Raw genomic sequence first — 22,585 nt, forward strand, 5'->3', positions numbered from 1 at the left:
GTGGCAAAGACCCTCCGGTGATGCTGCCGGAGCGGTTCCCTGTACCCTAAAAACGAGGTCAATATGTCGTTAAATAACAAACAATGGCTGGGATTACCCCTGAGTCTGGTCTGGGGGTATATCGCTATCGCGGTCTTTATGACGGGCGATGGTTTCGAGCTGGCATTCCTGTCGCACTATATTAAGGCGCTGGGCTTCACGCCTGCTGAAGCCTCTTTCGCCTTCACGCTCTACGGTCTCGCGGCGGCGCTCTCCGCATGGATTTCCGGCGTGGTGGCTGAAATCATCACCCCGCAAAAAACCATGCTGATTGGCTTCGTCCTGTGGTGCGTTTTCCACGTCCTGTTTCTCGTTTTTGGTCTGGGTCAGGCAAATTACGCATTAATTCTGCTGTTCTACGGGATCCGCGGCCTGGCCTATCCGCTGTTCCTCTATGCCTTTATCGTCGCCATTGTGCATAACGTTCGCAGTGACAGTACCAGCGCGGCGCTGGGCTGGTTCTGGGCGGTTTACTCTATCGGCATCGGCGTGTTCGGCAGCTACATTCCGAGCTTTACCATTCCGCACATCGGGGAGATGGGCACGCTGTGGCTGGCGCTGGCATTCTGCGTAACCGGCGGGATCATTGCGCTGGTCTCTATGCGTAAGGTGGAAACGCCACGGCATATGCAGACTCTCTCCACCCGAGAAAAATTCGCCGAGCTGGGCCGTGCAGCGACGCTGCTCTACACCAACCGCAGTATTCTGCTCTCCAGCATGGTGCGTATCATCAACACCCTCTCCCTGTTCGGGTTTGCCGTCATCATGCCGATGATGTTTGTTGACGAGCTGGGCTTCACCACCTCCGAGTGGCTTCAGGTCTGGGCGGTATTCTTCTTCACCACCATCTTCTCGAACGTCTTCTGGGGCGTGGTGGCGGAAAAAATGGGCTGGATGCGGGTGGTGCGCTGGTTTGGCTGTATCGGGATGGCGCTCTCGAGCCTGGCGTTTTACTACATTCCGCAGCACTTCGGGCATAACTTTGCCATGGCGCTGGTCCCGGCCATCGCGCTGGGGATTTTTGTGGCGGCCTTCGTACCGATGGCGGCGGTGTTCCCGGCGCTGGAGCCGCGGCACAAGGGGGCGGCGATTTCGGTGTATAACCTGTCAGCCGGTCTGTCTAACTTCCTTGCGCCGGCGATTGCCGTGGTGCTGCTGCCCTGGTTCAGCACGCTCGGCGTGGTCATTGCCTACACGGCGCTGTATGTCGTGGCCTTCATCCTGTGTCCGTTTATTCGGGTTGAACAGCCTGGGTTTGTTCGTCAGGAAACCTGTAAGGGTGAAACGGTCGGAATTTCGTAATTTATTCAGGCCTGACGGCAGCGTCGGGCCATTCACGGAGACGTATGATGGATGTTAAGGCGGTAATTTTTGACATGGATGGCGTCATCATTGACTCCGAAGGCCTGTGGCGTCAGGCGCAGAAAGCAGCTCTGGCAGGCTGGCGTGCTGAGGTCAGCGACGAAGAGTGTGAGTCACTGACGAAAGGCAAGCGGCTGGATGAGATTGCCCGGACCTGGTGCGAATACTGCAAACTTGAGGCCGATCCTGAAATGATTGAAGCGGACATTCGTCTGCGCATCATCGAACTGATTGGCCGGGAAGGCAAAGCGATAGAGGGCATCTACGACGTGATGTCGTATTTTCGTGAGGCAGGTTACCGGATTGCACTTGCCACCTCTTCGTCGCATGAAATCGTGCATGCGGTGCTTAAGAAACTCAGGATGGGTCACTATTTTGAGGTCATTTGCAGCGCCGACGATGAACGCTACGGAAAACCGCACCCTGCCGTCTATCTCTCGGCGCTGCGAAAATTAGGCCTGACGGCCTCGCAGTGCATAGTGATTGAGGACAGCCAGAGCGGCTACCGTGCCGCCCTTAGTGCGGGGCTCAAAACCCTCATCGTCTCGCCAGCGTGCCATCATGCCAGCTTTAACAATGCCAGTGGCCGGTATGCGTCTATGCATGCGCTGCTGGAAACGCTTGCCGTTCCAGCCCCGGAAGCGGGTTAGTTGACTGATTTGTAAGCGCAGAAGTTTCCGCGGGTTGTTGCCGGTCAGCATATTCCTGCTTCTGCGCTTACCTTCAAATAACGTCTCCCGATCAACCTCACATTTCCCCGCGCTTTTGTGAAAATTGTCACGTCCGACCGTGCATATGCCCAAAAAATAGCCTCTCCTTAACGCGTTTTGTCCGAGGACGTGCTGATTTTTTATGCTTAAATTACATACTGAAACGCATTTTTAAAAACATAAAACCCCTTTGTCATTTTCTGCTTCTGGGCTTATCGCCGGACTTAAGGACCGATAATGAAAATTGAATCTGTAAACGTCACCGTCTTTCAGTACCCGACGCGTCGGGTCTCTGACGCCGCGGGGCATTCGCATCCTGGGCCGGAAAGCATGGCCAAAATGGCGATGTTGACCATCACGGCAGAAGAGGGCACCCGCGGATATTCGTTCGCGCCGCCGGAAGTGGTGCGCCCCTTTGTGGTCAATACCTTCTTTCGCAAAGTGCTGGTGGGGCAGGACGCATTCAACCGGGAACGCATCTGGCAGGATCTGGCGCACTGGCAGCGGGGAAGCGCGCATCAGCTGACCGAGCGTGCGCTGGGCTTCGTTGAACAGGCGCTGTGGGATCTGATTGGCCGTAAGCTCAACCTGCCGGTCTGGAAACTGCTTGGCGGCTATCGCGATAAGGTGCCGGCCTACGGCAGCACCATGTGCGGCGACGATCTGCCGGGCGGATTATCCACGCCGGAGGAGTACGCCAGCTTTGCCGAAAAGCTGGTAGCGCGCGGTTACAAGGCCATCAAGCTGCACACCTGGATGCCGCCAGTCTCTTTCGCCCCCAATCCAAAGATGGACGTCAAAGCCTGTGCCGCCGTGCGTGAAGCGGTTGGCCCGGACATTGACCTCATGATTGACGGCTACCACTGGTATAGCCGTACCGAGGCGCTGTACATCGGCAAAGCGCTGGAAAAGCTTGACTTCGCCTGGTTTGAAGAGCCGATGGAGGAGGAGAGCATGGCCTCCTACGCGTGGCTGGCGGAGAACCTCTCGATTCCGGTTATCGGCCCGGAAAGCCTGGGCGGAAAGCACCACAGCCGCGCGGACTGGATCAAAGCCGGGGCCTGCGACATCCTGCGCGCAGGGTCGAACGGCGTGGGCGGCATTTCCCCAACGCTGAAGGTGGCGAACCTGGCGGAATCTTTTGGCATGGACTGCGAAATACACGGCAACGGCGCGGCCAGCCTGGCGGTGATTGGCGCCATCAAAAACTGCCGCTGGTACGAGCGCGGCCTGCTGCACCCGTTCCTCGACTACGACCAACCGGCGGCGTACCTCAACAGCCTGGTGGACCCGATGGACGAAAACGGCATGGTCAGTCTGCCGACCCGCCCGGGACTGGGCGAAGACATTAATTTTGCATATATCGAAGCCAATACCGTCAGCCACGACTGACAGATAAAAACGTACCCTACAGGCGATATATACATGAAACGATCTCCCTTAGCCGGGGCGTGCTTGCTCGCGCTCTCGCTGATGATGGGGAGCGGTGCGGCGTACGCGAAAACGCCGCCCGACCAGCTCATCATCGGCATGAACATGAATAACCTGCTGACCCTCGATCCGGCGGCAATGACCGGTAACGAAGTGGTCGGCATTGTGGTCAATCTCTACGACTCGCTGGTGGAGCTGGACCCGAACGCGCTCACCAACGTCAGGCCCGCGCTGGCGACGTCCTGGGATATTTCGCCGGACCGTAAAACCCTGACCTTTCACCTGCGTGACGACGTTAAATTCCACTCTGGCAACCCGCTCACGGCGGAGGACGTGGTCTGGTCAATGCGCCGCCTGCTGCACCTCAACCTGGCCCAGGCTTCGGTGTGGAAATCCTACGGATTTTCTAAAAAGAACATTGATAACCAAATCAGCGCCCCGAATGCATACACCGTGCAGATTGTCCTGCCAAAAGCCAACGATCCGCAGCTGGTGATCTACTCCCTCGGCGCGCTCGGCAACCTCGGCGTGCTCGACAGCAAAACGGTGCAGCAGCACGCGGTGAATAACGACTGGGGCAACCGCTGGCTTACCACCAACGAAGCGGGTTCCGGCCCGTTTATGCTGGAAACCTGGCAGGCGAAGGACATGCTGCGCATGCAGCGCAACCCGCAATACTGGCGGGAAGAACCCAAAATGAGCCGGGTGGTGCTGCGTCATTTCCAGGAGTCACAAACCCTGCGCCTGATGATTGAGAAAGGCGACCTCGACGTTGCCAACAACATGGCGGTGGCGGACATTAACGCCCTGCGCAAAGACCCGCAGCTCACCGTCGAAGCCGTGCAGAAAGGCACGGTCTACTACGTGGCGATGAGCATGAAAGAGGTCCATTTCGCTAACCCGAAGGTGCGCGAAGCGGTGCGCTATCTGATTGACTATCAGGGCATCAACAGCGCGCTGATGCCGGGCTACGGCGTGCTGCACCAGCGCCCGATCAAGGCGGGTATGCCGTCCACGCTGCCGGACCCGGGCTATAGGCTCGATCTCCCGCGCGCCAGAAAGCTGCTGGCGGAGGCGGGCTACCCGGACGGGTTTGACACCACCCTGCGGGTGCTGGCGGATCAGCCGTTCCTCAATATCGCCATCGCCGTGCAGTCGACGCTGATGCAGGCGGGCATCAACGCCAAAATCATCACCGGCACCGGGAACCAGATTTACGGCGCAATGCGCGAGCGCAAGTTCGACATGCTGGTGGGGCGCGGCGGTAGCGGCGTCGAACCCCATCCGCACTCCAGCCTGCGGGCGTTGGTCTATAACCCGGACAACAGCGATGAAGCCCGTCTGACCAACTTCCAGGGCTGGCGTACCAGCTTCTACGACAAGCCGCTCAACGAAATGATCGACAAGGCCCTGCTGGAGCGCGATCCGGAAAAACAGATCGCCGACTACCAGCAGATCCAGGTCCGCTACGACGCGCTGATCCCGGCGATGATCCCCCTGTCACAGATGGTCGATTCGGTGGTGGTGCGTAACGAGGTGAAGAACTTCCAGTCGCACCCGTCGGCCACCACCTTCCTGCGTGAGGTCTACAAAACCGGAGGTGACAAATGAGTGTGGCAATTCTCGCGCCCGGCTCACGGACCCGGCGCTTCTCAAAGCGGTTAACGCAGGTGGTGGTGACGCTGTTCGGCCTTCTGCTGCTGACCTTTTTCATCGGCCGCGTAATGCCCGTTGATCCGGTGCTGGCGATTGTCGGACCGGATGCCGACCACAGCACCTATCAGCAGGTCTATCACCAGCTGGGATTCGACCGGTCGCTGCTGGCTCAGTTCGGTATTTACCTCAATAACCTGCTGCACGGCGATCTGGGCAATGCCCTGCTGACGGGTAAACCGGTGACTGCCGATATTCTGCGCGTCTTCCCGGCGACGCTCGAGCTGGCGACGATGGCGATTATCGTCGGTGCGGGTCTGGGCATTCCGCTGGGCGTACTGGCGGCGGCGCGGCGCAACAGCGTTTCCGACTACGTGGTGCGCATCATCAGTCTGGCGGGTTATTCCACGCCGATTTTCTGGGTCGGGATGATGGGGCTGCTGCTGTTCTACGCCTGGCTTGGCTGGGTGGGAGGCGCGGGACGTCTGGATCTCGGACTGGAGGGGGTAGTCCCACGCCGCACCGGACTGATGACGGTGGATGCATTGCTGGCCGGAAACGGCGCGGTGTTCTGGAACGCCATTAACCATCTGGTTTTGCCCGCGTCGCTGCTTGGCTTCCACTCCCTGGCCTATATCAGCCGCATGACCCGCAGCTTTATGCTGGCGCAGCTGTCGCAGGAGTTCATTATCACTGCCCGGGTGAAGGGCTTAACTGAACGTCAGGTGATCTGGAATCACGCGTTTCGCAACATTCTCGTGCAGCTCCTGACGGTAGTGGCGCTGGCCTACGGCTCGCTGCTGGAGGGGGCGGTGCTGATTGAAACCGTCTTCTCCTGGCCGGGCTTCGGTTCGTATCTCACCGGCAGCCTGCTGCTCGGGGATATGAACGCGGTCATGGGCTGCGTGCTGCTGGTGGGGGTCATCTTCGTGATGCTGAACCTGCTCTCCGACATGCTGTATCAACTCTTTGACCCGAGGACGAAATCATGACCGTTTCTCTGGATTCGCCGCTGGGGACCGGGCCATCCGAACGCCGCCAGCGTATCAGACGCACGCTGGGCCGCGCCGCGGGCTTCGTCGGCAAGATGGCGCGCAATCCGCTCACCGCCATCGGCGGCGGGATTATCCTACTGCTGCTGATTGTGGCGGCGTTTGCCCCGCTGATCGCGCCGTACAACCCGCTGGTGCAGGACCTCAATAACGCGCTGGTCGCCCCGAACGCACTGCACTGGTTCGGCACCGACGAGTTTGGCCGGGACATCTTCAGCCGGCTGGTGTACGGCGCGCGCATCACGCTCTACATCGTGCTGCTGGTCTCCGTGACCGTTGGCCCGCTGGGGCTGCTGCTGGGCGTGAGGGTGGACGCGGTGCTGATGCGCGTCACCGATATCTTTATCTCCTTCCCGAGCCTGGTGCTGGCGCTGGCGTTTGTCGCGGCGCTCGGGCCGGGGCTGGAGCACGTGGTGATTGCGATTACGCTCACCGCCTGGCCGCCGATTGCCCGTCTGGCGCGCGCCGAAACTCTCTCTCTGCGCCAGGCCGATTTTGTCTCCGCCGTGCGGCTTCAGGGTGCTTCCCCGGTGCGCGTACTGTGGCGTCACATTGTCCCGCTGTGCCTGCCGTCAGTGATTATCCGCATCACCATGAACATGGCGGGGATCATTCTCACCGCCGCCGGGCTGGGCTTTCTTGGCCTTGGCGCACAGCCGCCGGAGCCGGAGTGGGGAGCGATGATCTCCAGCGGTCGTACCTACATGATGGAGTGCTGGTGGGTGGTGACTATTCCGGGGCTGGCGATCCTGATCAACAGTCTGGCGTTCAACTTCTTAGGAGATGGCTTGCGTGACATCCTCGATCCTCGTAGCGAATAACCCGATGCTCGACGTGCGCGATCTCCACGTCGATTTTATCAACGGCGGCGCGGTCACCCACGCGGTGCGCGGCGTCTCTTTCCAGCTCGGACGCGAAAAGCTGGCGATTGTCGGTGAATCCGGTTCCGGTAAATCCACCGTCGGGCGGGCGCTGCTACGCCTGCATCCGGCCAAAGCGCAGATCCGCGCCGCGCGGATGCAGTTTGGCGATGTCGATTTACAGGCCGTCAGCGAGGCGCAGATGCGCGGCATTCGCGGCAAGCGCATCTCGATGATCATGCAGGACCCGAAATACTCCCTTAACCCGGTGGTGTGCGTGGGCGACCAAATTGCCGAAGCCTGGCTGACCCATCATCCGGGGCGCAAGGCGGAAGCCAAAGCCAGAGTGCTGGAGATGCTCGACGTGGTGCGCATTCGCCAGCCGGAACGGGTGTATCACCTCTGCCCGCACGAGATTTCCGGCGGGCAGGGGCAACGCATCATGATCGCCATGATGCTGATCGCCGATCCCGAGCTGGTCATTGCCGACGAGCCGACTTCGGCGCTGGACGTGTCGGTGCGTTTGCAGGTGCTGGGCCTGCTCGACGACCTGGTGCAGTCCCGCGGTCTGGGGCTGATCTTTATCAGCCACGACATCAACCTGGTGCGCAGCTTCTGCGACCGGGTGCTGGTGATGTACGCCGGACGGGTGGTGGAGTCGATTGCCGCGAAGGATCTGCACAACGCCAGGCATCCCTACACCCAGGGGCTCATCAGCGCGCTACCGGAAATCAACCATCGCCGACCGACGCTGCCGGTATTACAGCGTCAGGCCAGCTGGCTCACCGAGTAAGGAGCAGAGATGATCGAGATACAACACCTTAACCTGACGTTTGGCGAGGGCGAGAAGCGTAATCAGGTGCTGGACGATGTGAATATCAGCGTGAGGGACGGCGAGATTTACGGCCTGGTGGGGGAGTCCGGTTCGGGCAAAACCACGGTGCTGAAATGCCTTGCCGGGCTGTTTACCCACTGGGAGGGCGAGCTGGCGATTAACGGCAAGCGGCTGGAAAAACGTATCAGCCAGGAACGCTGCCGCCGGGTGCAGATGGTATTTCAGGATCCGTACGGCTCTTTGCATCCGCGTCACACCATCGGCGATATTCTGGAAGAGCCGCTGCACATTCACCGCATAAAAAATCGGGAGCGGCGCGTTCACGCCCTGCTGGATAAAGTTGGGCTTAGCCGGGCGTTTCGCGATCGCTATCCGCACCAGCTTTCCGGCGGGCAGCGCCAGCGCGTGGCGATTGCCAGGGCGCTGATTCTGGAGCCGCAGGTGCTGCTGCTGGATGAACCTACCTCGGCGCTGGACGTCTCGGTACAGGCGGAAATCCTCAACCTGCTGGCGGAACTTCAGCGTGAGTCGAACCTGACCTACCTGATGGTCACCCACGATCTGGGCGTGATTGCCCATCTGTGTCAGAAGGTGGCGGTAATGCAGTATGGCAAAATCCTTGAAAGCCTGACGGTGGACGAACTGGTCGCCGGGCAGGCCAAAACCGACTATACGCGGATGCTGGTCAATGCCTCACAGCAGTATTCCCGCGAGATGGCGCGGGAGGTGGCGGTGTATTAGGTAGCCGGGTGGCGACTACGCGATCGGTCCTGTAGGCCGGGTAAGGCGTAGCCGCCACCCGGCAAACCATCAGCGCAAGAGCTGACAATCCGGCGGTAATCGGCACTGCAACGCGCCCGGAACAACTTCGATGCGGAATTTCTCTCCGCTCAGCGGTTCGCCATCAAGGTTAAAGGTCATGCCGTGTGGGGCGATCACTTCAAACCACGCGGATTTCCCGGCGATGATATTGGGGCTCTCCTCTGGCTGCGTCAGCGTCGTAAACAGCGCGGGCAGCAGCCCGTCGCCAGTAAAAATGCGCAGCTGTAGCTGACCATCATTAATCAGGGCTTCCGGGCAAAGCTGCTGACCGCCGCCTGCCTGACGTCCGTTGCCGATACCAATCACCAGCGCGTCGCCCTGCCAGTGGAAGTTCTCACCGTGGATTTCACAGCTGTCGGGCTTGAGGGTGTCCATGCGCATCAGGCCGTGAATGAGGTACGAGACGCCGCCCAGCGCGGCTTTCAGCTTCTCCGGCGTTTCGCTGGTGATCCGCGTGCCGAAACCGCCCGTTGCCATGTTGATAAAACAGGTTCTTTCATTCACCTGTGCAATGTCGACGGCGGTCGCTTTCCCGAGGATAGCCAGTTGCAGCGCTTTGCCTAAATCCTCAGGTATGCCGGCGCTGGTGGCAAAATCATTGGCGGTACCGAGCGGTAAAATGCCCATCACCGGGCGATGTGCTGTGTTGAGGTCAATAAGCGCACCAGCGATCTCGTTGATTGTTCCGTCGCCGCCGCCTGAAATGATGGTCTCAGCGCCTAACCTGATGCCTTCGTCGATATAGCGTGCCGCATCGCCTTTTTCGAAGGTCACCCGCACGTGAATACGCGCGCCATCTTCACGCAATTCGGTGATCGCCTGGCGCAACAGATCGTTGCCTGCACTTTTGCCATTGAGAATTAATAAACTGTCTGGATAGGATGCCATCCGGGTTGCTCCCTTTTTTAACTATAGAAAGAGTGTATCCCAGAGAAGGAAAAAGCGGGTAAGAACAGGATGAAAGGTAAAAAATAAGCCCGCGTAAGGGAGATTACGCAGGCTAAGGAGGTGGTTCCTGGTACAGCTAGCATTTATGGGTTATGTTTTTCAGCGGGGGGATAATACCCGTATTGAACGAAGCGGTATGTGATCCGATTCTAAGAATTATCCCAGCGTGAAAAAATCCCGTTGATTGACTATTTGCCGTGTGGATTTCGGGTATTTTCACCTTCAAAATTACGCATCAGCAGCGCAAACTCCAGCTCTACCTCTTCAGGAACCGGCAGCCAGACCACATGGCCGTCGCCAGGAGCGACCTCTATCGCCTCACCTTTTTTGTTTTCCAGGTGCTCGAGGCGGAAGTTCATGTTGCCCTGAGGCGTCATCAGCTCCAGGCTGTCGCCTTTAGTGAATTTGTTTTTTACGGCGACGGCGGCCAGCGGACCTTTACGTTCGCCGGTGAAGTCGCCTACAAACTGCTGGCGTTCGGAAATCGAGTAGCCATGCTCGTAGTTCTGGTAGTCGTCGTGGGTGTGACGACGCAGGAAACCTTCGGTATAGCCGCGATGCGCCAGACCTTCCAGCGTTTCCAGCAGGCTGGTGTCGAACGGTTTGCCGGCGGCGGCATCGTCGATGGCTTTGCGATACACCTGTGCGGTACGGGCGCAGTAGTAGTAAGACTTGGTGCGGCCTTCGATTTTCAGGGAGTGTACGCCCATCTGGGTTAAACGCTCGACGTGTGCGATGGCGCGCAGATCTTTGGAGTTCATGATGTAGGTGCCATGCTCGTCTTCGAAGGCGGTCATGTATTCGCCCGGACGTTTGGCTTCTTCGATCATAAACACGCTGTCGGTAGGCGCGCCGATACCCAGCGTTGGCTCAACGTTGGTGACCGGGATCGGCTCGTGTTTGTGCACGATATTGCCGATGTCATCTTCTTTGCCTTCCTGAACGTTATATTCCCAGCGGCAGGCGTTGGTGCAGGTGCCCTGGTTCGGGTCACGCTTGTTGATGTAGCCAGAGAGCAGGCAGCGGCCGGAGTAGGCCATGCACAGCGCGCCGTGAACGAAGATTTCGATCTCCATATCCGGCACCTGGGTGCGGATCTCTTCGATCTCTTCGAGGGACAGCTCGCGGGACAGAATGACGCGGGTCAGCCCCATCTGTTTCCAGAATTTCACCGTTGCCCAGTTGACGGCGTTAGCCTGCACCGAGAGGTGAATGTCCATCTCCGGGAAGTTCTCCCGAACCAGCATGATTAAACCCGGGTCCGACATGATCAGCGCGTCCGGCCCCATCTCCACGACCGGCTTCAGGTCGCGAATGAACGTTTTCAGCTTGGCGTTGTGCGGCGCGATGTTCACCACCACGTAGAATTTTTTGCCCAGGGCATGCGCTTCATTGATGCCGAGCTGAAGATTCTCGTGGTTGAATTCGTTGTTACGCACGCGCAGCGAGTAGCGCGGCTGGCCCGCGTAAACGGCGTCGGCACCATAGGCGAAAGCGTAACGCATATTTTGCAGCGTTCCCGCCGGGGAAAGGAGTTCCGGTTTAAACATGTTTGTTCTCGTTCTGATGACAGGTCAGATCCGCGTGCACCTGGTGCAGCGGTAAGGGGAGATCCCCCACTTTAAGGGCGGGCATTGTAGCGCTGCGGGGAAGAGAGGTAAAGCTTTGCCCCTCACCCTAACCCTCTCCCCTTTGGGGCTGAGGGTTCCCCACAAAATAATGCCTGCACAGACGGCCCCCTCTCCCTTGAGGGAGAGGGCTGGGGTGAGGGGGGGGGTATTCAGGCAATCCTACACGCATCCGCTTCCCAGCGATAACCCACGCCGTACACCGCGCGAATAAACGACTGGTCGGCGTCGAGCGCCTCCAGCTTGCGGCGCAGGTTTTTGATGTGGCTGTCGATGGTGCGGTCGGTCACCACGCGGTAATCGTCATACAGATGGTTGAGCAACTGCTCGCGGGAAAACACTTTTCCCGGCTCGTGGGAGAGCGTTTTCAGCAGGCGGAACTCCGCTGGGGTAAGATCCAATAGTTTGCTGCGCCAGCTCGCCTGGAAGCGGCTTTCGTCGACGATCAGCGGGCTTTGCGCATCCAGCACCTGCAATTCACGCTGTGGCTTACAGCGGCGGAGGATGGTTTTCACCCGAGCGACCACCTCCCGCGGGCTGTAAGGCTTGCAGATGTAATCGTCGGCGCCGATTTCGAGCCCCAGCAGACGGTCGATCTCTTCGATTTTGGCCGTCACCATCACGATGGGCACATCGGAGAAACGACGAATTTCCCGGCACAGGGTCAGGCCGTCGGTACCCGGCAGCATCAGATCCAGCAGGATCAGATCCGGCGGCGTCTGGCGCACGTAGGGCAGCACCTGGTCGCCGTGGCTGATAAGCGTTGGCGCGTAACTTGCGGCACGCAAATAGTCGATCAGCAGTTGTCCAAGTTTAGGCTCGTCTTCCACGATCAAAATACGCGGTGTGTTGTCGTCAATCGGTAACTCGGTCATGCTTCCCTCGATAAATCCCGTTCCAGAGGTAACTCTACTGTAATGCTAACCCCGCCAAAAGGCGAATGGGCGGCGCGGATGGTGCCGCCGTGGGCCTCAACAATGTTAACGCAAATCGCCAGCCCAAGGCCGGAACCGCCGCTGGCGCGGTTGCGTGAACCTTCGGTGCGATAGAAGCGCTCGAACAGTTTTTCCAGCTGCGCATCTTTCACGCCAGGGGCGGAGTCCGCAAAGGTCAGGGCAAAGCGCCCGTTTTCCTGCCTGCCGGAGATATGCAGCGCGCCGCCGCCGTCGGTGTAGCGGAGGCTGTTCTCCAGCAGATTATTGAACAGCTGCATCAGGCGATCTCTGTCGCCAAATACCACCGCGCTGTCCGGCAGCGAGAGGTTGATTTTCAGGTCACGGCTGGCGAAGCGTTCGCGGAATGCGCCGGTCACGACTTCAAGGATATTGATCACGTCGACTGGGGCTTTCTGGTAGGCCAGGGCGCCTTCGTCGGACATGGAAAGCTGATGCAGATCGTCCACCAGCTTGGTCAGCGTGCCGACTTCCGCCTGAAGCGAGGCCACGGACTCGGGGGTGAACTGTCGCACGCCGTCCTGAATCGCCTCCAGCTCGCCGCGCAGCACCGCCAGCGGGGTGCGCAGCTCGTGCGAAATGTCGGCCATAAAATCGCGGCGCATCTGCTGGTTTTTTTCCAGCGTGCTGGCGAGCTGGTTGAAGTCCTGCGCCAGCTTGCCCAGTTCATCCTGGCTGCGGGTGTCAACGCGGGTCGAGAAATCACCCGCCGCCAGCTTGTGCGTGCCTTCCACCAGGCGCTTAACCGGCGCCAGCAGGCCGCGCGCCAGCGGGAAGGTGGCGAGCGCCGCAAGCAGGGTAGAAAGCGCGACAATCAGCCAACTGGTCTGACGCTGCTGGCGGTCAAAGTTGATGTCGGTGTTGCGCGTCAGCCGCTCGACCGGCGAGGCGATAACCCAGCCCACCGTCGCGCCGTTCGAGGTAATGGCGCGCTTTGTGCCGTCCGGCGGTACCGGAGAGCGTGGTCCAACGAGCACGCGCATCTCCTGATCTATCACCCAGAACTGGGTGCGCCAGCCGTGCGGCGGCATGCCCGGCCCCGGGCGGTCGTCGTCATTATCGTGCTCCAGCGAGCGCAGGATTTGAAACACAAAGCGATCGTTATTGCGCAGAAAACGCCAGTTACCGTGCAGGCTATACTGTTCGCCCAGCGCGTCGCTTAAGCCCTGTAGTCGCTGTTCGTTACCGTGCTTAATGTAGTCAATAAAGCCGCGCTCAAAGCTGACCCGCACCGCCCAGTGCATGGTAATCAGCAGAACGATACAGGTGGCGAAAATCGCCACAAAAAGCTTACCGGTGATCCCCGGACGCCAGAATTTCATGGTGCACTCCTTTTGCCGCGTCGGATCACGACGTTTTTGGTCGTGTCATTCGGTACTCTGACAAAGATAAAAGCGGGCAGGGCGATAATTACCGCCATGCTGAGGTAAGTGTATAAAAATACCTGATGCGCGACGGGGGTGTCGGCGCTGAGATGGTGCTGCCCGTACATGCCGAGCAGCAATCCGGCGACCGTGACCCCCACGCTCATGGAGAGCTGCATGATCATCGACAGCAGGCTGTTACCGCTGCTCGCCAGCTCGTCCGGCAGATCTTTCAGCGTCAGGGTGTTCATCGACGAGAAGCGCATGGAGTTGATGATCCCCTGGCAGAACAGCACCAGCGGCAGGATGTAGTACCAGCCCAGCAGCGCCACGGCCATAAACAGCAGGCAAACCAACGCCAGCCCGATCGTGGCGGTCACCAGCACCCGGCGATAGCCAAAGCGGTTCACCACCTGCACCACAATACGCTTCATCCCCATGCTGCCGAGCACCATCGGGATCATCATCAGCCCGGCGTGGAACGGCGAGAAGCCCATCCCAATCTGTAAAAACACCGGCGTCATAAACGGCAACATGCCGCTGCCGATGCGTCCGGCAAAGCTGCCGAAGAGACCAAGACGGTAGGTGGGATTTCTGAACAGATTCAGGCTGAACAGCGCGTTAGCGTTGCCTCTGGCATGCCACAGATACCAGAGAATCGCGGTGATCCCCAGCGCCACCAGCAGGGCGAGCGACAGGGAGGAGATCCCCAGCCCTTTTTGCCCGTCGAGGGCCAGGGTGAGCGTCGCCATGCCAGCCGCCAGCAGGATAAAGCCAACGAAATCAAAGCGCCGGGTCTGCATTTTATAGTTCGGCATCAGCGTCAGGGTGGCAATCGCGCCGATAATACCGACCGGCAGGTTGATCAGGAAGATCCAGTGCCAGGAGGCATACTCCACCAGAATACCGCCCAGCGCCGGGCCAAGCAGCGGGCCGACCTGACCGGGCAGGGTGACGAAGGTCATCGCCGCCATATACTGCGCGCGCGGAACAATTTTCATCACCGTTAACCGCCCGACGGGCACCATCATCGCGCCGCCGACGCCCTGTAGCACGCGCGCCATCACCAGCTGGTCGAGGGTATTGGCCTGGGCGCAAAACAGCGACCCGGTGGTAAACAGCACAATGGCGGTGAAGAAGATGTTTCGCACACCGACTTTATCCGCCAGCCAGCCGCTGGCGGGCAGCATCACGGCGACCGTCAGCACGTAGGCGACAATCACCATATGCATGTGCAGCGGGCTCTCCCCCAGGCTTTTCGCCATCGAGGGGAGGGCGGTGTTCACGATGGTCGTGTCCAGCGACTGCATAAAGAAGCCGAACGCGACGATCCACAATTGCCAGCGAACATTACTGGGTAGGTCGGTCATTTACTCGGTCACCGTGGTTCTCTTTTTACGCGAAAAACGCAGCCGCAGTCGGTCAAAGAACAGATAGACTACCGGCGTGGTGTAGAGCGTCAGCAGCTGGCTCATCACCAGGCCGCCGACAATCGTGATCCCCAGCGGCTGGCGCAGTTCAGAGCCGTCACCGCCGGATATAACCAGCGGTAGCGCACCGAACAGCGCGGCCAGCGTGGTCATCATGATCGGGCGAAAACGCAGCAGACAGGCCTGGAATATCGCCTCGTCCGGCGTCAGGTTGCCGTTACGCTGGGCGTCCAGGGCAAAGTCGACCATCATAATCGCGTTTTTCTTCACAATACCTATTAATAGCATGATCCCGATGAGCGCGATTAGGCTGAACGGGGCACCGAACAGCTCCAGCGCCAGCAGCGCCCCCACGCCCGCAGAGGGAAGCGTGGAGAGAATGGTCAACGGGTGCACATAGCTTTCGTACAGCACGCCCAGCACGATATAAACCGTGGCAATAGCCGCCAGGATCAAAATGACCTGCGAGTTCATGGTGTCCTGGAACACCTGCGCCGTACCGGCAAAGCTGCCGCGCACGGAGGAGGGCACCCCGAGCTGGGTCATGGCGCGGTTGATGGCGTCGCTGGCCTCAGACAGCGACGAGCCGGTTGGCAGGTTAAACGACACGGTCGAGGCGGCGGAAAGCCCCTGGTGGTTCACCGACAGCGGCGCGTTCGACGGCTGCCAGCTGGCGAAGTACGACAGCGGGATCGCCTTGCCGTCATTATTGATCACAAACATCTTGTCCAGCGCGCTGATGTCCTGGGTGTAGCGCGGATCAACTTCCATCACCACCTTGTACTGGTTCATCGGCTGATAGATGGTGGAGACTTCACGCTGCCCGAAGGCGTTGTTAAGCAGGCTGTTGGCCGCTTCAACGTTAATGCCCAGGCGGGACATGGTTTCGCGATCGTAGGTGAGCGCCATCTCGGCGCCGTTATTCTGGCTGTCGGAGTTCACGTCCGCCAGCTGCGGCAGCGCGGCCAGCGCTTTACGGATCTTCGGCTCCCACTCGCGCAGGGCGGCTAAGTCATCTGAGAGCAGGGTATACTGATAGCTGGCGTTAGCCTGTCGTCCGCCGACGCGGATATCCTGAACGGCCATCAAAAACAGATTTGCCCCCGGCTCTTTGGCAAGCTTCAGCCGCAGGCGGTCAATGATCTGCTGCGCCGTTTCGTGACGTTCACCGCGTGGCTTAAGGGTAATAAACATCATCCCGCTGTTAACGCGCGAGCCGCCGGTAAATCCGGTGACGTTATCCACGGCCGGATCTTCCCGGATGATTTTCATAAAGTCTTGCAGTTTGCCCCGCATCGCCTGGAACGAAATACTCTGGTCCGCCTGAATACCGCCCATCAGCACGCCGGTATCCTGCTCCGGGAAGAAGGTTTTCGGGATGGTGATATACATCCAGACGTTGAGCACAATGGTGCCGATCAGCACCAGCCCGACAAGACGCGTGTGGTTCAGCACCCATTTCAGCGATTTGCCATAGCCGGACTGCATTGCCATCAGGACGCGGCCAAAGCCTTTCCTGCGCGGCTGCGAGTGCGGTTGGCTGCGCTTTAGCATCCAGCCGCACATCATAGGCGTCAGCGTCAGCGAAATCACCAGGGAGATACCGATGGCGACGGAAAGCGTGACGGCAAATTCGCGCAGCAGTCGCCCCGGCAGGCCGCCCATCAGCAGCAGCGGCAGGAACACCGCCACCAGCGACAGGCTCATGGACAGGACCGTGAAGCCCACTTCGCGCGTCCCCTGAAGCGCCGCCTGGAGCGGCTTCATGCCCGCTTCCAGATGGCGCGAGATATTCTCCAGCACCACGATGGCGTCATCCACTACAAACCCGGTGGCAATCGTCAGCGCCATCAGCGACAGGTTGTTAAGACTAAACCCACACAGGTACATGGCGGCAAAGGTGCCTATCAGCGATACCGGAACCGCCACCGCCGGGATCAGCGTGGCGCGCCCCGAGCGCAGGAACAGGAACACCACCAGGATCACCAGCGCGACGGAGATGATCAGCGTTTGCTCTACCTCCTCAAGCGAGGCGCGGATGGTAGGGGAGCGGTCCTGCGCAATCTGGAGGTCGATGGCCGCCGGAATCGTTTCCTGGAGCTCCGGCAGGCGCGCGCGGATGCTGTTCACCGTCTGGATAATGTTGGCTTCCGGCAGTTTGCGGATCATCAGCAAAATCGCCGGTTTGGCGTTAGTCATCCCGGCGTTACGCACGTCCTGCACCGAATCGGTGACGCTGGCGACGTCGCTCAGGCGCACCGCCGCACCGTTGTTGTAGTGAATAATCAACGGCTGATACTCGGCGGCGGTTTTCAGCTCGTCGTTGGTCTGGATCTGCCAGCGGTGGCTGTTGTCCTCAATCGCGCCCTGCGGCTTACGCACGTTGGCGTTGCTGATGGCGGAACGCACGTCGTCCAGCGACACGCCCTGGTTAAACAGCGCCTGCGGATTCAGCCCCACGCGCACGGCGGGCAGGGAGCTGCCGCCGACGTCCACGTCGCCCACACCGTCAATCTGGGCGATGGTTTGCGCCAGCTGGGTGGAGGCAAAATCGTACAGCTCGCCCTGGGAGTAGGTCTCTGACGTGAGCGTCAGGATCATGATCGGCGCGTCGGACGGGTTAGCCTTACGGTAGGTTGGACGGCTCGGCATGCCGCTTGGCAGCAGGCTTTGGGCGGCGTTAATCGCGGCCTGCACGTCACGCGCCGCGCCGTTGATGTCCCGGTCAAAGTTAAATTCCAGAATGATGCGCGTGCTGCCCAGCGAGCTGCTGGAGGTCATCTCGTTAACCCCGGCAATTCGCCCAAGCGAGCGCTCAAGCGGCGTCGCCACCGATGACGCCATGGTTTCCGGCGAGGCACCCGGCAGCGAGGCGCTGACCATGATCACCGGGAAATCGACCTGCGGCAGCGGGGCCACCGGCAGCAGCCGGAAGCCCAGCACGCCGCACAGGGTGATAGCGACGGAGAGTAAAATCGTCGCCACCGGACGGTAAATGAAGAGGGCGAAAAACTTCACTTACGCCTCCTCTTCACGTTTCGGGAAGCGACTTTTCGTCCACAGGGCCAGACGGTCAAACAGCAGGTAGATAACCGGCGTGGTAAACAGCGTCAGCACCTGGCTTACCAGCAGGCCGCCCACCATCCCGATGCCCAGCGGACGGCGCAGTTCGGCCCCCACGCCGGTGCTCAGCATCAGCGGCAGCGCGCCCAGCAGGGCGGCGAGGGTGGTCATCAGGATCGGACGAAAACGCAGCAGACAGGCCTGGTAAATGGCCTCGCGCGGCGCCATACCCTGCTCGCGCTCGGCGGCCAGCGCAAAGTCGATCATCATGATGGCGTTTTTCTTCACGATGCCGATAAGCAGGATGATGCCGATGATCGCAATGACGTCCAGCTCGCTCCCCGCCAGCATCAGCGCCAGCAGCGCCCCCACGCCCGCCGTCGGCAGGGTGGAGAGGATGGTGATCGGATGGATAAAGCTTTCATACAGCACGCCAAGCACGATATACATCGCCACCACCGCCGCGACAATCAGCCAGACGGTGCTGCCCAGCGCGGCCTGGAACGCTAGCGTACTGCCCTGGAACTGGGTCTGAATATCGGACGGGAAGCTGAGTTCTTTCTCCGCGCCCAGAATGGCCTCCACCGCTTCGCCCAGGGAATACCCGTCCGGCACGTTGAAGGAAATGGTGGTGGACGGGAACTGATCGAGATGGTTAATCGACAGCGGGGTGTGACGCTCTTCCACGCTGGCAATGGCGCTGAGCGGCACAATCCCGCCGTCTTTGCTGGTCAGGCGCACCGTGTCCAGCGCGGCCAGCCCGGGCGTGTTCTCGGTGTTATGTTCCAGCACCACGCGATACTGGTTGGCCTGGGTATAGATGGTGGAGATCAGGCGCTGGCCAAAGGCGTTATACAGGGCGTTATCCACGTCGGACATGGTAATGCCCAGACGGCTGGCGGTGTCGCGGTTGACGTTCACGTACGCCGCCAGCCCTTTATCCTGCCAGTCGCTGCTGACGTCAGAAACCTGCGGCAGTGCTTTCAGCTTGTCCACCAGCTGCGGCACCCAGGTGCTCAGCGCCTCAAGCGAGGTGGCCTGGAGCGTAAACTGGTACTGCGTGCGGCTCACCTGCGTATCAATGGTTAAATCCTGGATCGGTTGCAGATACAGCTCAATGCCCGGCACGCGCGCCACCGCGCTTTGCAGGCGTTCAATCACCGCGTTAACGCGATCGTCGCGGTCATCGAGCGGTTTAAGGTTAATTTGCAGGCGCGCGCTGTTGAGCGACGGGTTGGTACCGTCCACGCCCACGTAGGCAGTCAGGCTTTCCACCGCCGGATCTTTCATGATGATCTCAGACACCTGCTGCTGGCGCTGCGCCATGTTGGCGAAGGAGACCGTCTGCGGCGCCTGAAGCGTGCCCTGAATAATGCCGTTGTCCTGAATCGGGAAGAAGTCTTTCGGAATGAAAATCCACAGCATGACGCTGAGCGCCAGGGTGCCGAGCGCCACGCCGAGCGTTGCCCACGGATGGTTCAGCACTTTCGCCAGCACGCGGCCGTAGGCGGCGATAATGCGCTCGAACATCCGCTCGGAGGCGCGCGAGAAGCGGTTTTGCTTGCGCAAGGACTCGTGGCTCAGCATGCGGGCGCACATCATCGGCGTCAGCGTCAGCGACACCACGGCAGAGATCAGAATGGCGACCGCCAGCGTCACGGCAAACTCGCGGAACAGCCGCCCGACGATATCGCCCATAAACAGCAGCGGGATCAGCACCGCAATCAGCGAGAAGGTGAGCGAGATAATGGTAAAGCCGATCTCCCCCGCGCCCTTCAGCGCGGCGGCTAACGGCTTTTCACCTTTTTCGATATAGCGCGAGATGTTCTCGATTACCACGATGGCGTCGTCCACCACAAACCCGGTGGCGATGGTGAGCGCCATCAGCGTCAGGTTGTTAATCGAGAAGTCGAGGAACACCATCACCGCGAACGTTCCGACCAGCGAGAGCGGCACGGCGACGGCGGGAATGATGGTTGCCGGGACGTTGCGCAGGAACAGGTAGATGATCATCACCACCAGCGCAATCGCCAGCATCAGCTCGAACTGGGTGTCGGTCACTGACGCGCGAATATTCGTGGTGCGGTCAGAGAGCACTTTCACGCTGACCGATTTTGGCAGGCTTTCCACCAGCTGCGGCAGCATGGTGCGAATGCTGTCGGCGGTATCAATAATGTTCGCGCCCGGCTGGCGCTGAACGTTCATGACAATCGCCTGCTGCTTATTGGCCCACGCCCCGAGCCAGCTGTTTTCCGCGCCTTGTTCAACGGTTGCCACGTCGCCCAAACGGATCGGCGCGCCGTTCTGGTAGGCAATGATCAGCTGACGGTACTCATCGGCGGACTGCATCTGGTCGTTGGCGGAGAGCGTGACCGCGCGGGTCGGGCCGTCCAGCGAACCCTTCGCTGAGTTGACGTTGGCGCTGCTGATGGCGGTGCGAATGGTTTCGCTGGTTAACCCCAGCGCGGCAATGGCCTGGGCATTCAGTTTGACGCGCACGGCGGGGCGTTGACCGCCCGCCAGCGTCACCAGCCCCACGCCGGTCACCTGCGAAATCTTCTGCGCCACGCGGGTTTCAACCATGTCTTCCACCTGGGTCATCGGCATGGCGGAGGAGGTGACGGCAAGGGTCATGATCGGCGGATCCGCCGGGTTGACCTTGCTGTAAACAGGTGGATTCGGCAGGTCAGACGGCAGCAGGTTTGTGGCGGCGTTAATCGCGGCCTGCACCTCCTGCTCGGCGACGTCCAGCGACAGCGTGAGCTGAAACTGAAGCGTGACGACCGAAGCGCCACCGGAGCTCTGGGAGGACATTTGCTTCAGGCCAGACATCTGGCCAAACTGACGCTCCAGCGGGGCGGTGATGGCGGACGTCACCACATCCGGACTGGCGCCCGGATAGAGGGTGACAACCTGAATGGTCGGGTAGTCCACTTCCGGCAGCGCCGACACGGGCAGAAAACGGTAGCCAATGATCCCGGCCAGCAGGATCGCCACCATCAGCAGGGTCGTCGCAACCGGACGTAAAATAAACAGGCGTGATGGCCCACCTGTAGAGCTCGGCGGCATCACCTGCATCAGGCTTTTGCTCCTGTATTCTGCGCTTCCACCACCTCGACCTGCGCCCCTTCGGTCAGACGGTCAATACCGTCGGTCACGACGCGGTCGCCAGCGGACAGCCCGGCGCTGATCACCACCGTCTGGCTGTCCTGGATGCCGGTTTTCACCAGGTGTTTGCTGACCTTGTTTTCGCTGTTCAGCACCCAGACAAAGTTGCCTTCACTGCCCATTTGCAGGGCCGCCGTCGGGATCACTACCGCGTTTTCTTCGGTCGCGACCAGCATTCGCGCGTTGACGAACTGATTCGGGAACAGCGCATCGTCCTGATTGTTGAAGCGTGCTTTTAGCTTAATGGTGCCGGTGGTGGTGTCGATCTGGTTATCCAGGCTCAACAGCGAACCTTCGCTCAGCTTCTGCTTGTTGGTGCGATCCCAGGCTTCAACCACCAGCGTTTTTCCGGCCTTCTGCGCCTGTATCACCGTCGCAATGTCGCTTTCCGGCAGGGTAAAGACGAGATCGATAGGGTGCGTCTGGGTGATCACCACGATGCCCGTGGTATCGCCGCTGGAGATTTGGTTCCCGATATCGACCTGTTTCAGGCCCACGCGGCCGTCAATCGGCGCGGTGATCCGGCTCCAGTCAAGCTGGAGCTGGGCGCTGGTGACCGCGGCTTCGTCGGCCTTGATGGTGCCCTGAGATTCACTGACCAGAGACTGCTGGGTGTCCAGCTCCTGGCGCGACACGAGGTTGGTTTTTACCAGCTGCTGATAGCGGGCTAAATCGCGGCGGGCATTGGCGAGGGTGGCTTTGTCTTTCGCGAGCTGCCCCTGCGCCTGCGCCAGGGCCACCTTAAACTGGCTTGGATCGATTTCCGCCAGCAGATCGCCGGCTTTTACCTGCTGACCTTCCTGGAAATGGATGGCCATCAACTGACCGTCCACGCGGCTACGTACCGTCACGGTGTTGGCGGCGGTGATGGTTCCCAGCCCGGAGAGATAACGAGGCACCGCTTTATTCACCGCCGTTGCCGCCTGCACCGGTGCCAGCGCACCGCCGCGCATACCGTGGCGCCCGCCGCCCGTTGAGCGTTGTGAGGGGCTATTAGCGCCAGCAGGTGCCGTGGAGTTCGCGGACTGGCTGTGCCAGTACCAGGCGGCGGCCAGGACCACCACAATCAGACCAACGGCGATTGCCCAGCGGGATTTGTTACTGCCTTTCATCGTTATACGTTCTCATCCTGAAACTCTTTCGGGGAATGATACTAGTTTAGTCAGCTAACACAGCGGAAAAATGGAGGAAATATGGAAGACTGTCGGGAATTGTCTGAGTGTGGCGCTGCGGTTTCGCCTTCGCCGGGTGGCGCTGCGCTTACCCG

At 59.9% G+C, this 22,585-nt stretch carries 16 protein-coding genes; 8 read left to right on the forward strand and 8 right to left on the reverse strand.

The features are described from left to right. Positions 1 to 63: 63 nt before the first annotated feature. The 8 genes from IMQ56_RS11220 (at position 64) to IMQ56_RS11255 (ending at position 8,683) form a co-directional block, all read left to right on the forward strand. Positions 64 to 1,341, forward strand: a complete 1,278-nt coding sequence (locus IMQ56_RS11220) for an RbtT/DalT/CsbX family MFS transporter (protein ID WP_017693074.1) — start codon at positions 64 to 66, stop codon at positions 1,339 to 1,341. Between the two features lie 44 nt (positions 1,342 to 1,385). Further along, positions 1,386 to 2,051 (forward strand): HAD-IA family hydrolase, encoded by a 666-nt coding sequence (locus IMQ56_RS11225; protein ID WP_080339249.1) that lies wholly within the window; start codon positions 1,386 to 1,388, stop codon positions 2,049 to 2,051. Between the two features lie 297 nt (positions 2,052 to 2,348). After that, positions 2,349 to 3,503, forward strand: coding sequence for a mandelate racemase family protein (locus IMQ56_RS11230; protein WP_015572356.1), 1,155 nt, complete (start codon positions 2,349 to 2,351; stop codon positions 3,501 to 3,503). 33 nt (positions 3,504 to 3,536) lie between these two features. Further along, positions 3,537 to 5,153 carry an ABC transporter substrate-binding protein gene (locus IMQ56_RS11235; RefSeq protein WP_103270043.1) on the forward strand — a complete coding sequence of 539 codons (1,617 nt, stop codon included), beginning with the start codon at positions 3,537 to 3,539 and terminating at the stop codon, positions 5,151 to 5,153. Further along, the gene (locus IMQ56_RS11240) at positions 5,150 to 6,187 is read left to right on the forward strand and encodes an ABC transporter permease (RefSeq protein WP_017693076.1); all 1,038 of its coding nucleotides are present in this window, start codon (positions 5,150 to 5,152) and stop codon (positions 6,185 to 6,187) included. Before IMQ56_RS11235 ends, IMQ56_RS11240 begins: the two co-directional genes overlap by 4 nt. Continuing rightward, positions 6,184 to 7,068, forward strand: a complete 885-nt coding sequence (locus tag IMQ56_RS11245; protein ID WP_196063824.1) for an ABC transporter permease — start codon at positions 6,184 to 6,186, stop codon at positions 7,066 to 7,068. Before IMQ56_RS11240 ends, IMQ56_RS11245 begins: the two co-directional genes overlap by 4 nt. Further along, the gene (locus tag IMQ56_RS11250) at positions 7,040 to 7,900 is read left to right on the forward strand and encodes an ABC transporter ATP-binding protein (protein ID WP_032666825.1); all 861 of its coding nucleotides are present in this window, start codon (positions 7,040 to 7,042) and stop codon (positions 7,898 to 7,900) included. The genes IMQ56_RS11245 and IMQ56_RS11250 overlap by 29 nt, the downstream gene beginning before the upstream one ends. Before the next feature lie 9 nt (positions 7,901 to 7,909). After that, positions 7,910 to 8,683, forward strand: a complete 774-nt coding sequence (locus tag IMQ56_RS11255) for an ABC transporter ATP-binding protein (RefSeq protein ID WP_032669504.1) — start codon at positions 7,910 to 7,912, stop codon at positions 8,681 to 8,683. Positions 8,684 to 8,752: 69 nt separating this feature from the next. Here IMQ56_RS11255 and yegS read toward each other — a convergent pair whose 3' ends face one another. From yegS to IMQ56_RS11295, 8 genes are all read right to left on the reverse strand, one after another. Further along, positions 8,753 to 9,652, reverse strand: coding sequence for a lipid kinase YegS (gene yegS, locus IMQ56_RS11260; RefSeq protein WP_015572360.1), 900 nt, complete (start codon positions 9,650 to 9,652; stop codon positions 8,753 to 8,755). 248 nt (positions 9,653 to 9,900) lie between these two features. Next, positions 9,901 to 11,262, reverse strand: a complete 1,362-nt coding sequence (yegQ, locus tag IMQ56_RS11265; protein ID WP_017383261.1) for a tRNA 5-hydroxyuridine modification protein YegQ — start codon at positions 11,260 to 11,262, stop codon at positions 9,901 to 9,903. 230 nt (positions 11,263 to 11,492) lie between these two features. Next, on the reverse strand, positions 11,493 to 12,215 hold the full coding sequence (baeR, locus tag IMQ56_RS11270; protein ID WP_015572364.1) for a two-component system response regulator BaeR: 723 nt from the start codon (positions 12,213 to 12,215) through the stop codon (positions 11,493 to 11,495). Further along, positions 12,212 to 13,615, reverse strand: a complete 1,404-nt coding sequence (baeS, locus tag IMQ56_RS11275; protein ID WP_015572365.1) for a two-component system sensor histidine kinase BaeS — start codon at positions 13,613 to 13,615, stop codon at positions 12,212 to 12,214. The genes baeR and baeS overlap by 4 nt, the downstream gene beginning before the upstream one ends. Then, entirely contained in the window at positions 13,612 to 15,027 is a 1,416-nt protein-coding gene (locus tag IMQ56_RS11280) for an MFS transporter (RefSeq protein WP_015572366.1), read from the reverse strand. Before IMQ56_RS11280 ends, baeS begins: the two co-directional genes overlap by 4 nt. Next, on the reverse strand, positions 15,028 to 18,105 hold the full coding sequence (gene mdtC / locus IMQ56_RS11285; RefSeq protein WP_017693079.1) for a multidrug efflux RND transporter permease subunit MdtC: 3,078 nt from the start codon (positions 18,103 to 18,105) through the stop codon (positions 15,028 to 15,030). It lies immediately after the preceding gene. Further along, positions 18,106 to 21,228, reverse strand: coding sequence for an MdtB/MuxB family multidrug efflux RND transporter permease subunit (locus IMQ56_RS11290; protein WP_196063825.1), 3,123 nt, complete (start codon positions 21,226 to 21,228; stop codon positions 18,106 to 18,108). After that, a complete protein-coding gene (locus tag IMQ56_RS11295) occupies positions 21,228 to 22,430 on the reverse strand; it encodes an MdtA/MuxA family multidrug efflux RND transporter periplasmic adaptor subunit (RefSeq protein WP_196063826.1) in 1,203 nt (400 codons plus the stop codon). The genes IMQ56_RS11290 and IMQ56_RS11295 overlap by 1 nt, the downstream gene beginning before the upstream one ends. Positions 22,431 to 22,585: the final 155 nt, after the last annotated feature.

This window comes from Enterobacter sp. Res13-Sevr-PEC09-46 (assembly GCF_015672585.1).
Classification (GTDB): domain Bacteria; phylum Pseudomonadota; class Gammaproteobacteria; order Enterobacterales; family Enterobacteriaceae; genus Enterobacter; species Enterobacter hormaechei_C.